At 64.2% G+C, this 14,732-nt stretch carries 17 protein-coding genes and 2 tRNA genes; 12 read left to right on the forward strand and 7 right to left on the reverse strand.

Annotated features, from left to right (window positions below):
- Positions 1 to 171: 171 nt before the first annotated feature.
- Positions 172 to 1,362, reverse strand: coding sequence for a nicotinate phosphoribosyltransferase (gene pncB / locus QCE62_RS10695; RefSeq protein WP_309917454.1), 1,191 nt, complete (start codon positions 1,360 to 1,362; stop codon positions 172 to 174).
- Between the two features lie 373 nt (positions 1,363 to 1,735).
- Between pncB and fdxA the strand changes: the two genes are divergently transcribed.
- The 4 genes from fdxA (at position 1,736) to lpxO (ending at position 3,525) form a co-directional block, all read left to right on the forward strand.
- Entirely contained in the window at positions 1,736 to 2,059 is a 324-nt protein-coding gene (fdxA, locus tag QCE62_RS10700) for a ferredoxin FdxA (protein ID WP_044041465.1), read from the forward strand.
- A gap of 134 nt (positions 2,060 to 2,193) precedes the next feature.
- Positions 2,194 to 2,269 (forward strand) — tRNA-Asn (locus QCE62_RS10705).
- A 102-nt stretch (positions 2,270 to 2,371) separates the two neighbouring features.
- Positions 2,372 to 2,447: transfer RNA gene (locus tag QCE62_RS10710), tRNA-Asn, on the forward strand.
- Positions 2,448 to 2,622: 175 nt separating this feature from the next.
- Entirely contained in the window at positions 2,623 to 3,525 is a 903-nt protein-coding gene (gene lpxO / locus QCE62_RS10715) for a lipid A hydroxylase LpxO (protein WP_309917458.1), read from the forward strand.
- Between the two features lie 18 nt (positions 3,526 to 3,543).
- Here the strand turns inward: lpxO and QCE62_RS10720 are convergent, their stop codons facing one another.
- From QCE62_RS10720 to QCE62_RS10730, 3 genes are read right to left on the reverse strand one after another with little or no spacing between them, the layout of a single operon-like run.
- Complete coding sequence (locus QCE62_RS10720) at positions 3,544 to 4,125, reverse strand: LUD domain-containing protein (protein ID WP_309917460.1); 582 nt, start codon at positions 4,123 to 4,125, stop codon at positions 3,544 to 3,546.
- On the reverse strand, positions 4,122 to 5,513 hold the full coding sequence (locus tag QCE62_RS10725; protein ID WP_309917463.1) for an LUD domain-containing protein: 1,392 nt from the start codon (positions 5,511 to 5,513) through the stop codon (positions 4,122 to 4,124). Before QCE62_RS10725 ends, QCE62_RS10720 begins: the two co-directional genes overlap by 4 nt.
- Entirely contained in the window at positions 5,510 to 6,253 is a 744-nt protein-coding gene (locus QCE62_RS10730) for a (Fe-S)-binding protein (RefSeq protein ID WP_309917467.1), read from the reverse strand. The genes QCE62_RS10725 and QCE62_RS10730 overlap by 4 nt, the downstream gene beginning before the upstream one ends.
- 142 nt (positions 6,254 to 6,395) lie before the next feature.
- On the opposite strand from QCE62_RS10730, the gene QCE62_RS10735 reads away from it, so the two are divergent.
- From QCE62_RS10735 to QCE62_RS10765, 7 genes are all read left to right on the forward strand, one after another.
- Positions 6,396 to 7,133, forward strand: coding sequence for an FCD domain-containing protein (locus tag QCE62_RS10735; RefSeq protein ID WP_309917470.1), 738 nt, complete (start codon positions 6,396 to 6,398; stop codon positions 7,131 to 7,133).
- A 31-nt stretch (positions 7,134 to 7,164) separates the two neighbouring features.
- Entirely contained in the window at positions 7,165 to 7,335 is a 171-nt protein-coding gene (locus QCE62_RS10740; protein ID WP_309917473.1) for a hypothetical protein, read from the forward strand.
- An 82-nt stretch (positions 7,336 to 7,417) separates the two neighbouring features.
- A complete protein-coding gene (locus QCE62_RS10745) occupies positions 7,418 to 7,891 on the forward strand; it encodes a CreA family protein (RefSeq protein ID WP_309917477.1) in 474 nt (157 codons plus the stop codon).
- A 46-nt stretch (positions 7,892 to 7,937) separates the two neighbouring features.
- On the forward strand, positions 7,938 to 8,759 hold the full coding sequence (locus tag QCE62_RS10750) for an AraC family transcriptional regulator (protein ID WP_309917481.1): 822 nt from the start codon (positions 7,938 to 7,940) through the stop codon (positions 8,757 to 8,759).
- Positions 8,760 to 8,889: 130 nt separating this feature from the next.
- Positions 8,890 to 9,663, forward strand: a complete 774-nt coding sequence (locus tag QCE62_RS10755; RefSeq protein ID WP_309919798.1) for an AzlC family ABC transporter permease — start codon at positions 8,890 to 8,892, stop codon at positions 9,661 to 9,663.
- A complete protein-coding gene (locus tag QCE62_RS10760) occupies positions 9,660 to 9,995 on the forward strand; it encodes an AzlD domain-containing protein (RefSeq protein WP_309917484.1) in 336 nt (111 codons plus the stop codon). Before QCE62_RS10755 ends, QCE62_RS10760 begins: the two co-directional genes overlap by 4 nt.
- A gap of 165 nt (positions 9,996 to 10,160) precedes the next feature.
- Positions 10,161 to 10,922, forward strand: coding sequence for a DUF4088 family protein (locus QCE62_RS10765; RefSeq protein WP_309809209.1), 762 nt, complete (start codon positions 10,161 to 10,163; stop codon positions 10,920 to 10,922).
- A 13-nt stretch (positions 10,923 to 10,935) separates the two neighbouring features.
- Here the strand turns inward: QCE62_RS10765 and QCE62_RS10770 are convergent, their stop codons facing one another.
- The 3 genes from QCE62_RS10770 to QCE62_RS10780 all read right to left on the reverse strand — a co-directional run bounded on the left by QCE62_RS10770 (position 10,936) and on the right by QCE62_RS10780 (position 14,002).
- On the reverse strand, positions 10,936 to 13,065 hold the full coding sequence (locus tag QCE62_RS10770; protein ID WP_309917487.1) for an ATP-dependent helicase: 2,130 nt from the start codon (positions 13,063 to 13,065) through the stop codon (positions 10,936 to 10,938).
- Positions 13,066 to 13,224: 159 nt separating this feature from the next.
- On the reverse strand, positions 13,225 to 13,485 hold the full coding sequence (locus QCE62_RS10775) for a hypothetical protein (protein ID WP_309917490.1): 261 nt from the start codon (positions 13,483 to 13,485) through the stop codon (positions 13,225 to 13,227).
- Positions 13,486 to 13,537: 52 nt separating this feature from the next.
- Complete coding sequence (locus tag QCE62_RS10780; RefSeq protein ID WP_309917492.1) at positions 13,538 to 14,002, reverse strand: hypothetical protein; 465 nt, start codon at positions 14,000 to 14,002, stop codon at positions 13,538 to 13,540.
- A gap of 295 nt (positions 14,003 to 14,297) precedes the next feature.
- Here QCE62_RS10780 and QCE62_RS10785 point away from each other — a divergent pair, with 295 nt between their 5' ends.
- On the forward strand, positions 14,298 to 14,519 hold the full coding sequence (locus tag QCE62_RS10785) for an RNA-binding S4 domain-containing protein (protein ID WP_309917495.1): 222 nt from the start codon (positions 14,298 to 14,300) through the stop codon (positions 14,517 to 14,519).
- Positions 14,520 to 14,732 lie beyond the last annotated feature (213 nt).

The following is a 14,732-nucleotide window of genomic DNA, read 5'->3' on the forward strand; positions in this document are numbered from 1 at the left end:
CCGTCCTCTTTCCTCTGCGATGCTGGGTGAATGCGTGAATGCGTGAACGCGTAGATGTGTGAGCCGAATCGATCAGCGACGCGTCGGATTATAGCGAGCGGGGTTCGCGCGCGAACCTCGGCCGGACGGCCTGGGCCGGCGGCGCGAACAAGGCACTCAACAAGGTACGCGTCAGAGTTCGCCCACCGGCTGCTCGATGCCGAACACCTGGCGCAGGTAGGCAAGATAGGCGCGGTCGTCGCACATGTTCTTGCCCGGCGAGTCCGAGAGCTTCGCCACCGGCTGCCCGTTGCAGCGAACCATCTTGATGACGATCTGCAGCGGCTGATAGCCGAGGTCGTTGGTGAGATTCGTGCCGACGCCGAACGCGAGCTGGCAGCGGCCACGGAAACGTTCGTAGAGCTGCAGCACCTTGGGGATATCGAGCGCGTCCGAGAACACGAGGATCTTGGTGCGCGGGTCGCAGCGGTTCTCTTCGTAATGGCGCAGCAGGCGCTCGCCCCAGTCGAAGGGATCGCCCGAGTCGTGCCGCGCGCCGTCGAAGAGCTTGCAGAAGTACATGTCGAAGTCGTTCAGGAACGCCTTCATGCCGTACACGTCCGACAGCGCGATGCCCAGGTCGCCGCGATATTCCTTGGCCCACATCTCGAAGCCGTAGATCTGCGAATCGCGCAGGCGCGGACCCAGCGCCTGGCACGCCTGCAAGTACTCATGCGCCATGGTGCCGAGCGGGCGCTGGCCGTGCTTCATCGCGTAGTAGACGTTGCTCGTGCCGGCGAACTGCGCGCCCAGGCGTTCCTTGAGCGTCAGCACGACTTCCTCGTGCCACTGCTTGGAGAAGCGGCGGCGCGTGCCGTAGTCGGCGATCTTGCAGTCGGAATATTCGGGCGGCGTGGCGAGCAGCTTGATCTTCTCGCGCAGGCGTTCGCGGCCGGTTTCGTATTCGGGCTTGCGCTGGGTGTTGCGGAAGTAGACCTCGTTGACGATCGCGAGCACCGGAATCTCGAAGAGGATGGTATGCAGCCAGGGCCCTTCGATGTCGATATCGATCTCGCCGTTATTCTTCGCCGAGGGCGCGATGCGAATGGACTTCTCGTTCAGATGGAACAGCGCGAGGAAGTCGATGAAGTCGCTCTTGATGAAGCGCATGCGCCGCAGATAGTCGAGTTCTTCTTCCTTGAAGCGCAGATTGCAGAGCTGACGGACTTCGTCGCGAATTTCGTCGATGTACGGCGTGAGATCGACATTCGGCGTGCGGCAGCGAAAGCGATACTCGGCGTGCGCGGCCGGAAAATGATGCAGCACGACCTGCATCATCGTGAATTTATAGAGGTCGGTGTCGAGCAGCGAAGTGATGATCATGGTTCTGGCTGAAACATCCACGCGAAAAGACGACGCACCGGTTCGAGCCGCCTGCCCCGCTGGCCCGATGCTGTCTCGATGTGCATTGATGGCGGCCGGGCTTGCGTCAAACAGACTCTGACCCGATTACGCCCCGCAGGTCATGTTACCCGAATGTGGGCGCCGGCATGGGGCATGGACGCCCTTTCAAGCCCGCTGCAAAGGCTTCCCGTACCGCATATACCCACATCACGAATCGATATAAGGCAGGCGTTGCGGGCGCTCGCGTCCGTTTTTCCTATTACGCTACAATACGCGTTTCCGCAAGCGCACCTCCCGGCCCATGCAGCCGCCCAGGGCGCAGCCCCCACGAATTCCGCATGCAGGAGCCTGAATGACTCACGTTGTGACCGAAAGCTGCATCAAGTGCAAGTTCACCGATTGCGTGGACGTGTGCCCGGTGGATTGCTTCCGCGAAGGTCCCAACTTTCTCGCGATCGATCCGGACGAGTGCATCGACTGCGCCGTGTGCGTCGCCGAATGCCCGGTCAACGCGATCTACGCCGAAGAAGATGTACCCGGGGATCAGCAGCACTTCACTGAACTGAACGCCGATCTCGCCCGCAACTGGCCGAGCATCACCAAGACCAAGGCGCCGCTGCCGGAGTCGGACGAGTTCAAGGACGTCAAGGACAAGCTGAATCTGCTCGAGCGCTGATACGTCCAGCGACGTCCGGCATCGCCCGGCGTTTCGTGTGAGATGCGCGCCCCTTCTTCAGGTAATCGAATGAAGATTGGGCGTTGACAGCAAAGCACCACCCCCCTATAATTTCGCTTCTCTGCTGTAGATGTTCCCCGATAGCTCAGTCGGTAGAGCGCCGGACTGTTAATCCGTAGGTCCCTGGTTCGAGCCCAGGTCGGGGAGCCAAGAGCTTCAACACGAAGTTTCTTCAAAAGCTCCAGCAAGCGTTGTTCAAAACCCAGTCTCTTGGCTGGGTTTTTCATCTCAGCTTCAGATGTTGTCAGTTGTTCCCCGATAGCTCAGTCGGTAGAGCGCCGGACTGTTAATCCGTAGGTCCCTGGTTCGAGCCCAGGTCGGGGAGCCAAAAAGGCTTCATCGCAGGATCCAGCAAAAGCCCAGTCTTTCGACCGGGCTTTTTGTTTTTGCGCGCCGGTTCTCTCCCCGCTACGCGTCGTCACCGTCCAAGCGGAGTTCGTTTAACCGTTTGTATAATCTACCGGGTCGATCGTTGAATTCGATAGTCGACAAGGAGAGAAGCGATGCGCTGGGTCATCTTGTTGATCTTCATCGTCTGCGCGGCCTACACGCACTGGCGCGGCAAGGTTCGCCACGGTTTCTTCCGGCAGCTCTCTGATCATTCGACCTTCATGTCGCCGGTGAACGGCTTCGTCTATCTGTTCTCGCGCGTACCGTCCACGCCGTATCTCCACACTTCCCTCTTTCCCGAACTCGCGCCGCTCAAGACGCACTGGCAAACCATCCGCGCCGAAGCCATGGCGCTGCACGAAGCCAGCAAGATTCAGGCGGCGGCCCATTACAACGACATCGGTTTCAATTCATTCTTTCGACGCGGCTGGCGGCGCTTCTATCTCAAATGGTATGACCGCCCTCATCCGTCGGCCGTGGTGCCGTGCCCGCAGACGCTCGCGATCCTGCAAGGCATTCCCACCGTCAAGGCGGCGATGTTTGCGATGCTGCCGCCCGGCGGCACGCTGACGCTGCATCGCGATCCCTACGCGGGTTCGCTGCGCTATCACCTGGGCCTCGTCACGCCGAACAGCGACGGCTGCGCGATCGTCGTCGATGGCGAGCGCTATGCGTGGCGTGACGGCGAGGAAGTCGTGTTCGACGAAACCTTTCTGCACTGGGCGGAGAACAAGACCGACGTGGAGCGCATCATCCTGTTCTGCGACATTGAACGGCCGATGAAATACCGCTGGGCGCAGGCGGTCAATCACGTGGTCGGCGGCTTCCTGATGCGCGCGGCGGCGTCGCCGAACGAAGTCGGCGACCGCACCGGCGGCTTGAATCACGCGTTCAAGTATCTCTATTCGATCCGGCTCGTCGGCAAGCGCCTGAAGGCGTGGAACCGGACCGTGTACTACATCGTCAAGTGGCTGCTGTTCGGCGGCATCGCAGTGGCGATCTTCTGGCGTTACTGACGCTCCACACAAGCCGCTTCACGCGAGCCACACCAGCGTGAGCGAGCGCACGCCCTGCGCGCCGCGAATCAGCACGCCCTCGATATCCGCCGTCGCCGACGGCCCGGTCACCAGCACCGCATAGCGCGCCGTCCTGAAGTCATCGCGCCGGTAGACCTGCTGCAAGCCTTCGACGAGCTGCGCCGGATCGAGCAGCACGACGAGATGCTGGGCCAGATAGCCGATCGAGTTCACGACATACTCCTGCTCGCTGAACCACACCGAGCCGGTTTCCGCGACACCGAAGCGCCCCCTGACGACCGCGACATCGACGTCCTGGAGCGACGCCGGCACCGTGTCCGCTGCGAGCGGCCGGTTGCCCGCGACACCCGGCACGGCCGAGGCGATCACCTTCGCTTCCGCAAAGCGCGCGGCGATCAGCGCATTCACGTCCTGCACACTCGATGCCTCGACACACGTGCCGCCCATCGCGGCAAGCGCCGTGCTGAAGCGCTCCTTCAGGTCGCCCGGCGGCGCCGCAAACAGCGGCACCTCCGGCCGCGGACGCGCGGCGGGCTGCGCCGCGCGGATCTTCGAGAGAAAGGCTTCACGACTCGTCATTTGGCCGGCTTCCGGTTTTTCCTGTACCACTCGTGAAAGGTCTCGGCGGGCGCCTCGGGCAGTTCGCGCTGGCGTCCCCAGATGTTGAGCGGGTTGTAGAGCACGAAGTTGGGCAGACGCTTGAGCGCGCCGCCCAGCGATGCCACGCTCGCGCGATACAGCGTCGGGCTCGCCAGCAGCCGCCCGGCCATCTTGAGCACTTCCTGCTTGACGAAGGGCACCTCGTGCTTTTCAGCGATCACCTCGCGCCACTTGTAGATCTGCTCGTGGATGTTCACCTTCACCGGACACACGTTGGTGCAGCTGCCGTTCATCGTCGAGGCGAACGGCAGCGCGCTGTAGCGCTTCAGGTCGTGGGTCGGATTGATGATCGCGCCGATCGGTCCGGAATACGTGCCGCCGTACGACAGCCCGCCGCTCCTTCGATACACCGGGCAGGTGTTCATGCACGCGCCGCAGCGGATGCACTTGAGCGAAAACCAGAAGTCGTCCATCGCCAGGCGCTCGGAGCGGCCGTTGTCGACGAGGATGAAGTGCATCTCCGTGCCCGGCCGCGGCTGGCGGAAATGCGAGGTGTATTGCGTGATCGGCGAGCCGAGCGCGCTGCGCGACAACATGCGCACGAACACGCCGAGATCCGCGATGGTCGGAATGATCTTCTCGATGCCGATCGATGCGATATGCAGCGGCGGCACGTTCGCCGACAGGTCCGCGTTGCCCTCGTTCGTACACACGACGACCGTGCCCGTCTCCGCGACCGCGAAGTTGCAGCCGGTCATGCCGGCGGTCTTCTCGCGCACGAAGTACGGCCGCGTGTTCATGCGCTGGCTTTCCGCGAGATAGTGGATGTCGCTGTTCGCGGGATCGGTGCCGATGGTGCGCCCGAACAGTTCCGCCACGTCCGCGCGCAACTTGTGGACGGCCGGCACCACCATGTGGCTCGGATCCTGGTGATCGAGCTGCTGGATGCGCTCGCCGAGGTCCGTCTCCATCACCGTGATGCCGCGCGGCTCGAGATAGTCGCGCATGTAGCATTCGTCGGTGAGCATCGACTTGCTCTTCACGAGGGCGGTCATGCCGCGCTCGCTCATCAGCTGGTAGACGAGCTCGTTGTGTTCCTGCGCGTTCGCCGCGAAATGCACGGTCACGCCGTTCTTCTCGGCCTGATCGGCGAACTGCGCGAGGTAGTCCGCGAGATGCGACAGCGTGTGTTCCTTGATGCCCGACGCCAGATCGCGCATCGTTTCCCATTCGGCGATGCCGTGCGCCTGCGCATCGCGCTTGGTGCGCAAGTCCCACAGGCGCTTGTCATGGAACGCGACGTGATCCGGTTTCTGCAGGAACGCGCTGGCTGCCTTCGCGTGATCGATACGGATGGTCTTGCTCATGCGCGCACTCCGTTCAGCACCTGCGCGATATGGATGAACTTCGCCTCTACTTTCATGCGTTCCGCGCAGCCCTGCTGGTGCATCAGGCACGACATGTCGCCCGACACGATGTACTCCGCGCCCGCGCCGACGTGATCGCTCACCTTGTCCTGCCCCATGCGCACGGAGACGGCCGCCTCGGTCACGGAGAAGGTGCCGCCGAAGCCGCAGCATTCGTCGGGACGCGCGGGCGTGACGAACTCGATGCCCTTCACGCCTTCCAGCAACGCGCGCGGCTTCGAGTACGGCGTGCCCGCGACTTCGGAATTCGACGTCTCGCGCAGATGCCGCACCGCGCTGCAACTGTTGTGCAGCCCGACGCGGTGCGGAAACTCGGCCCACGGAAACTCGCGCACGCCGAGCACGTCGTGAAGGAACTCGACCAGTTCGAACGTGCTGCGCCGCACCTTCTGCACCGCGCTGGTCTGCTCGATCGCGGTGAAGTGCTCGCGCACGTGATGCGTGCAGCTCGCCGACGGCCCCACCACGTAGTCATAGTCGGCGAAATTGCGCGCGAACACGCGTTCCGCGCCGGCGGCGTCCTTGTGTGCGCCGCTGTTGGCCATCGGCTGGCCGCAACAGGTCTGGTCCTGCGGATAGTCGACATCGAGCCCGAGCCGTTCGAGCAGTTCCAGCGTGGCGATACCGACTTGCGGATAGAAGGCGTCGATGAAACAAGGCACGAAGAGGGCGACTTTCATGAGGACCGATGGCGGATATCGATTGCGGGAACGGGGGCGAGTCTTTTTGGTAAGCTTGGTCTGACCACGACTTTAAAGAGATGCGTGTTTCGTGTCAAACTCGGGCACCTCCGAGTTTTCCACGTCCCGTCTGCATCGATCGATGACCTTCCAGCCCGTCCAATCGCATTCCTACGCCCGCGTGCGCATCTCGGACGTCGTGTCCGGACAGATTCGCGAGTTGATCTCGAACGGCACGTTGCTGCCCGGCCAGCGCCTGCCCGCCGAACGCGACCTCGCCGAACAGCTGAACGTGTCGCGTCCGTCGCTGCGTGAGGCGCTGATCCGGCTGGAATCCGATGGCTTCATCCGCGCGGCGGGGCGCGGAGGTTTCGTCGTATCGGATGTGACGGCGCCGCTGGTGTCGCGCCCGCTTGCCGCGCTGCTCGATCAGCAGCCGGACGCGAGCGCCGACGTGCTGGAACTGCGTCACGGGCTGGAGACCCTGTCCACGGCCTACGCCGCCGAGCGCGCCACCGAGGCCGATCTGGCGCGTATCGCCGCCGCGTTCGGTGCGCTCGAGGCCGCGGTGGCCAGCAAGAGCACGCGCATCGCGGAGAAGGACGCGGCCTTCCATCTGGCCATCGCCGATGCCACGCACAACGTCGCGCTGACGCACGTCATGCATGGGTTGAACGAGCTGGTGCGCGAATCGATGCTGACGTCGCATCGGCTGGTCGACTACGACGACGAAGTCGAGGCCAACCTGATGGCGCAGCATCGCGCGATGTTCGATGCGATCGTCGCGCGCAACCCTTCACGGGCGCGGGAATGCGCAGGCGAGCATCTGGACTATGTGCGGACGCTTTATCGCGATCGTCCGGCGCGCAAGCGGGCTTAAGCGTAATGATTACGTAAGCTCGAGATAGGACATGACCTACAAAGCTTTCGGACTTGCACGGCTAACGTGCATGCGCCGCCTTCGCGATACTGGAACCGTCAAAAACAAACACGCGAAGGAGGACAACATGCCTTACTTGCTCGGATGGCTGCTCGGCGTGCCGGTGGTGGTTCTGGTGATTCTCTACCTGATCTTCCATTGAACGGACCCGATGTGCGACACATCGAAAGAACCCAGGGGCGTCGATACAATACGACGCCCCTCTTCTTTTCCGGATGATGTCGATGAAGCGTCCCGTCCTCGCTTTCGCACTGCTGGCCTCCTTCTACGGCGCGGGACTCGCGCATGCCGAGGAAATCGCCAGCGTCAATACCAACTTCCGTTTCACAGGCTCTGACCGCGTCACCGTCGATGCCTACGACGACCCGCTCGTGCAAGGCGTGACCTGCTACGTTTCGCGGGCGCGCACGGGAGGCGTGAAGGGCACGCTGGGCATCGCGGAAGATCCGACCGAAGCGTCGATCGCATGTCGCCAAGTCGGCCCGATCAGATTCTCCCAGCCGCTCAAGCAGAAGACCGACGTCTTCTCGGCGGGCATGTCGTTCATCTTCAAAACCCTGCACGTGGTGCGCGTGGTCGATACGAAGCGCAACACGCTCGTCTATCTCACTTACAGCGACCGCATCGCGACCGGCAGTCCGAAGAACAGCGTAACCGCCGTGCCGGTGCCGGAAGGCACGACCATACCGGTGAAGTGACAACGTTATAGACTGACGGTTTCCCTCCTTTACCCGCCCTTACGCCATGAACGCCGCCCATTTCCGCGATGCCGCACGCTACTGGCGCTCGCCGCTCGTGCCGGACGCGGACATGGTGACCGCGGAATACTACGACCACGAATTCACGCCGCACTGGCACGACGCCTACACGGTGCCGGTGATCGAGGCCGGCGCGGAATGCTTCGACTATCGCGGCGCGCACCACGTGGCGGAAACCGGTTCGGTGCCTGTGATCAATCCGGGCGAAGTGCATACGGGCGCGCGGGCAGTCGATGTCGGCTGGCGTTATCGCGTGTTCTATTTGCCGGTGCCGTTCGTCGAGGACCTGGCGCACGATCTGTGCGGACAACGCGCCGTCGCGCCCCGGTTTCCGGATCACATCATCCGCGACGCCGATCTCGCGCGCCGCCTCGTGCATGCGCATCGCCTGCTGGAGCGCGGCGCGGATCCGCTCGAGGCCGAACTGGCTCTCGTCGATGCCGTCACCACGCTGGTCGGCCGGCACGCGCTGGAACATGTGGGGGCGCCGTCGCTCGCCGCCGACGCGCAGCGCGTCGAAACCATGAAGTCGCGTCTCGCCGACGACCTGCTCGAACCCGTCACGCTCGCCGAACTGGCGCGCACGGTGGGCCTGTCGACCTTTCACGCCGCCCGTCTGTTCGCGCGCACGACCGGTCTCGCGCCGCACGCCTGGCGCAACCAGATGCGTATCGTGCGGGCGCTGCCCGCGCTGCGGTCGGGCGCGTCGGTCACCGACGTCGCAGCCGCCAGCGGCTTCACCGACCAGAGTCACTTCACGCGCCACTTCAAGCGCGCGTTCGGTGTGCCGCCGGGCCGCTGGCGCTGAGCGTCCGGCAATCAGCCACAGCGGAAGCGCCGGCAAGCGCAAGAACGTACAAGCCATCCGGACACCGCGTTGCGTATCCTCGCTGCCACAGGAGGAAATCTTGAAGGCAACATCCGCACAATCGTCCGCCATGCAGTCCGCACGGCACGCTACTCGACCATCCACGCCGCCATCCGGCCAGGCACTGCGCGAATTCGCCGCCGGCGCCCGCGACACCCTTCCAATGATGATCGGCGCCGCGCCCTTCGGCGTGATCTTCGGCACGCTCGTCACGGCCAGCCCGCTCTCGCTGTGGCACGGGCAGCTGATGTCGCTCGCCGTGTTCGCCGGATCGGCGCAATTCATCGCGGTCGGGTTGATCGCGTCGCATGCGAGCTTCGCCGTCATCTGGGCGACGACGCTCGTCGTCAATCTCCGTCATGTGCTCTATTCCGCGACGCTTGCGCCGTATGTCGCGCATCTGCCGCAACGCTGGCGCTGGGCGCTCGCCGCCGTGCTCACCGACGAAGTCTTCGCCGTCGCCTACGCGCACTATCAGAAGCGCAATCCCGGTGAGATCGGACCGCACTATTTCTTCGGCTCCGGCGTCGCGATGTATCTGAACTGGCAGGCGTGGACGCTCATCGGCCTGCTGTTCGGCGCGGCGTTTCCCGGCCTCAAGTCGCTCGGACTCGACTTCGCGATGGTCGCCACCTTTATCGCGATCATCGTGCCGCAGCTCGTCGCGGTGCGTTTCGTCGCGGCGGCGCTGGCCTCGGGCGTGCTGTCGTTCGCGTGGCAGGACTGGCCGTACAAGCTGGGCCTGCTCGCGGCGGTGCTCGTGGGCGTGGCGGTCGGCATGATGCTCACGCTGCGGGACCAGCGCGTGCAACGCAAGCAAGCTTCGAGGGAGCACGCGCAATGAATGCTGCCTCGAACTACGTGCTGCTCATTCTCGGCATGGCCGTGGTCACCTTCACGATCCGCGCCGCCGTGTTCGTGCTCGGCGAGCGCCTGCCCTTCCCGCCCATCGTGCGCACCGCGCTTTCGTTCGTGCCCGTGACGGTGCTGACCGCCATCATCGTGCCAATGACGGTTTCGCCGCACGGCGCCGGCGCCGAGATCACCTGGCGCAATCCGCAGTTGGTGGCGGCGCTCGTGGCGGTCATCGTATGCGTGCTCAGCAAACGGCCGCTGCTGACGATTGCGGTGTCTCTGACCGTGTTCTTCGTCTGGCAACTGCTGGTGTTGCGCTAACGTTTTCCCTCCATCGGCCGGCAAATCGCTTTCAAAAAGCGTGAAAAAAGCCTCAAGTTCCCGGAACCCGCGCCGATATCAGAAGCGAATGGCCTCCGCCCACAGAAGCGGGGCCACCAGCATCACCCGCTTCCGGCGCATCCGGAAGCGGAACCGGGAACCAACATGCGTCAAATCACCCTTTCGCTCCGCGAAGAGACGATCGCTTCCTTGCAGCGCGACTTCGACGCCTTCCTGCGTCTGTCGCTGAAGCTGGATCCGCAGTTCGTCACACCGTCGTTCGAAGACTTCCTGCGGGCGATCCTGCTCGACAACCACACGCCGCTCACCGAGCAGGCCGTGCAGCGCATGCTCTCGCACGGCCAGTACGCGTGGGCCAAGCGCGCGCTCGACAAGGAGTTTCCGGATGTCGTCGAGATCCTGATCCGCCAAGCGGCCGAACATGGCTTCGCGTTCGCGATTCGCGCCGACTGGACGGCGGAAGATCTCGTCAAGGCGTCGCGCGAATGGGCGGCGGCCATCGTCACCGAAGCCAAGGGCGACGTGTCGCAAGTGGACATGCTGGCCTCGCAGATCAAGTCCGCGGCGGCGGACATTCGCGAAGTGGAAGAGAAGATGCAGACGCCCGCATGGCGCCTCGCCGATTCGCTGCGCCAGCGCGTCTACGAAATGAAAATTTCGGTGGAAACGAGCATCGGCTCGACGGCGCGCGAGAAGCTCGGTGAACTGCGCTGCCTGCTGCGGCTCGGCATCGTGTATGGCTCGATCCAGAAACAGGAAGCGCAGCAAGTGCTCGAAATGCTGCGCTCGCTGCGCCCGGAATTGTTTGTCGAAGAGCCTTACGACGGCTACACGCGCTTCGCCGCCTGGCTGCGCAGCATCTTCTCGCCGCCGCGCACGCCGCGCGCCTCGCGCGCGCAGCGCTGATCGCGCGCCCTTCTTACTCCCACATCCCCTTCAGGCGCGCCGCGATATCCAGCTTGGCCTTCGCGGCTGCCGCCAGCCCCGCCGCCGTCGGCGCCGCGGGCGCGATGACCGGCGGCCAGGCCGCCGCCTCGAAATGCGGCAGCAGATGCGGCGGAATGAAGCGCGTACGCTGCGCCCACACGTGGCGGTCGCCGAGATGCGTCTGGTTGTGCACGTAGAAGCGCTGCGGCGTGATGACATGCAGGTCTTCCTTCGCCCGCGTCATCGCGACATACAACAGGCGCCGCTCTTCATCGATTTCCTCGTCGCTGCCCGTGCTCAGGTCGGACGGAATGCAGCCGTCCACGCCATTCAGCACGAACACGTTGCGCCATTCCTGGCCCTTGGCCGAATGGATGGTCGAGAGGATCAGATAGTCCTCGTCCAGCAGCGGCACGCCGGATTCGTCGCTGGTCGCGTCGGGCGGATCGAGCGTGAGTTCGGTGAGGAAACGTTCGCGCGTCGGATACGTCGACGCAATGCTCTCCATCTGCAGCACGTCGCCGATACGGATCGCCGCGTCCTCGTGATTGCGTTCGAGATGCGGCTCATACCAGCGGCGGATCATTTCGAACTCGGCCGGCCAGCCCGATTCGCGGCCGCACAGCTTCGCCATCAGCCCGACGAACCGCGGCCAGTCCTCGCTGGCGCGCGCCGGCGCCTGAAAACCGGCAATGGCCTGCGACGCCACCGCCTGCGGCGCGCTCACACTGTCGAGCAGCCGCCCGGCCAGCGCCGGCCCGATGCCCGGCAGCAACTGCGCAACGCGAAAGCCCGCGACGCGGTCACGCGGATTCTCGGCCCAGCGCAGCACGGCGAGCACGTCCTTGACGTGGATCGAATCGAGGAACTTGAGGCCGCCGAACTTCACGAACGGAATGTTGCGCCGCGTGAGCTCGATTTCGAGCGTGGCGCTGTGATGCGCCGCGCGAAACAGCACCGCCTGCGACTTGAGCTTCATGCCGCCTTCGCGCGCCTCCAGCACTTTCTCGACGACATAGCGCGCCTGATCGGCTTCATCGGCGACGCTGACGACGCGCGGCTTCTGCGCCGACGCCTTGTCGGTCCACAGGTTCTTCGTGTAGCGCTCGGACGCAAGCCCGATCACTGCGTTCGACGCCTCGAGGATCGGCTGCGTCGAGCGGTAGTTGCGATCCAGCGTGACGCTGGCGGCGGGCGGGTTGAAGTGGCCGGGGAAGTCGAGGATGTTGCGCACCGTCGCGCCGCGAAACGAATAGATGGACTGCGCATCGTCGCCGACGACGGTCAGGCCGCGTCCGTCCGGTTTCATCGCGAGCAGGATGGACGCCTGCAGGCGGTTGGTGTCCTGGTATTCGTCGACGAGCACGTGATCGAAACGGCTCGACAAGTCCGCCGCAACCGACGGCTCCGCCGCGAGATGCGACCAGTAGAGCAAGAGGTCGTCGTAGTCGAGCACGCTTTGCGACTGCTTGGCGTTGACATACGCGGCGAACAGGCGCTTCAGGTCGGCTTCCCACTCGCGGCACCAGGGGAACGACTGGTCGAGCACCGTGGCCAGCGACGCGCCGGTGTTCACGACGCGCGAGTAGATCGAAAAGCAGGTGGACTTGGCCGGAAAGCGCTTCTCCTTCGATGACAGGCCGAGCTCGTGGCGCACGAGATTCATCAGGTCGGCGGAGTCTTCGCGGTCGTTGATGGTGAACGACGGCGCGAGGCCGACGAGATCGGCGTAATCGCGCAGCAGCCGCGCGCCGACGCTGTGGAAGGTGCCCGACCAGGTCAGTCCCTGCGCGATGGCGCTGCGCGTGCCGAGCGCCTGGGTGGCGATGCGCGTCACGCGCCGGGTCATTTCGAGGGCGGCGCGGCGCGAGAAAGTAAGGAGCAGGATGCGATGCGGATCGGCGCCTTTCACGAGCAGGTGCGCGACGCGATGCGCGAGCGTATTGGTCTTGCCGGATCCCGCGCCCGCGATGACCAGCAGCGGCCCGCCACGGCGATCGGGTTCATCGACACCGAATTCGACGGCCTGGCGTTGTGCCTCGTTGAGCTTCGCGAGATAGTCCGCGACTTGTCTGGCGGTGGCATCGGCAGCGGTGTCGGCGGTATCGGGGAGCGTGAGCACGGGAGATGGGACTGGCTGGAAAAGAGTGACGCACACTGTATATCCATACAACCTTCGCGCGCAAGTCTTTGCCACGGCTCAGCTTTTGGCCCCCAAAAGACAAACGAGCCCGGTCCAACAGGAACCGGGCTCATCACGCCGATCAACGCGTTCAGACGATCAGTCAGCCTTCTTCGCGTTCTTCAGCTTGGCGTCCGCAGCGGCTTCGTTGGCTTCGGACTGGGCTTCGGTCTTCTTCTTGTCGGCCTTGGCCTGCGCGACAGCGGCGTCCTTGTCGGCCGACGCCTGCTTCTTCGCCGCCTTCTGATCGGCCTTCGTCATCGGCGCGTCGCTGGTGGTCTGCGCGAACGAAGCTGCGCTCGCGCTGGCCAGCGTCGCCGCGACAAGCGCGGCCATGAATGCCTTCGATCCTTGCTTCATAAGTCTTCCCTTGAACGTTTCCGCTTGGACAGCGACCCGCCTAGTGATCCGCTTAGTGCTGCAGTCCCGTGTCCTTCGGCGTGCTCGGCTCAGTGGCGTTCAGTTCGGCCTTGGCGGCGTCCTTGTCGGCCTTGCGATTGATCTTCGCGTTCTTGACCTCTTCCTTGTAGTCGGCCTTGGCCTGCTGGCGCTGCGCCTTCAGTTCGGCCTTCGACGCCTTCTTCGACGCGCGGTATTCCGCGTTGGCCTGTGCGTTGGCGTTGCGGCGCTGCACGAGCGGGTCCGTCGGAGCGGGTGCGACGAGGTTCTGCGGCGCCGGCGTTGCCGGTTGCTGGGCCTGCGCGGGCATCGCGTTGCCCGGCATCTGATTCGACATCTGGCCCGGCGCCGGCTGCATGGTCTGCGCCTGCGCGGGCGGGGGCGTCATGGGGGCCGGCTGCGTGCTTTGCGCGAAGGCGCTCGAAGCAGCGAGCGTGGCAATGGCGGTACCGATCAACAGATTGCGAGCTTGAGTCATGAGCGTGTCCTCTCTCTGGTTTGTGTGCCGCCGGAATGCGGTCCGCGCGGCGTTTGTCGATTTGGAAAGATGACCGAAGCTGTTTCAGTCAAACCGTCGGACCCGACGGTGTGCGGACGAGTTCTCCAAAAGCTGTCATTGTTACCGACGCTTTCATCTGGCTACATTTGCCAACCAGACTGCTTTCGAACCGTTTACCGGGGTCCCGTTTGCAAAGAGCACGGCGCATGCCCGGCGCGCGGGGCCGGTGGTTTATGATGGACGCCTACTTCCTGCAATCCTGCTTCGCCCGTCCATGCCGTCACTCCAATTCACCCTCACGGGCGACTTCGTCGAACTTCACAACCTGCTCAAGCTGATGGGTCTCGCGGACAGCGGCGGCTCCGCGAAAGCGCGCGTCGCCATGGGCGAAGTCACCGTCGACGGCCACGTGGAACTGCGTAAGACCTGCAAGATCCGCGCGGGCCAGGTCGTGAAACTCGACGGCCGGACCATCCGCGTGCGCGCCCCCGCGTGACGCATCGCGAAGCTTGAGCGCACGCGTCACGCGCTTGCCAAAAGCCCGGCATAAGCCGGCGCGTCATCGACAGGCCGCACGCGACGCAATAAGCTTGTCATCTTTCGTTTCGCGGCCTGGCCCCGGGAAAGGCGCGGAATAATCCTGACGTCGGCACGGTCAGGAAGCTTGCGTCCCCACGCCGCGCCGCCACGCCGCCACGCCGCCGTGTCC

The sequence above is a fragment of the Caballeronia sp. LZ033 genome, assembly GCF_031451265.1.
GTDB lineage: Bacteria > Pseudomonadota > Gammaproteobacteria > Burkholderiales > Burkholderiaceae > Caballeronia.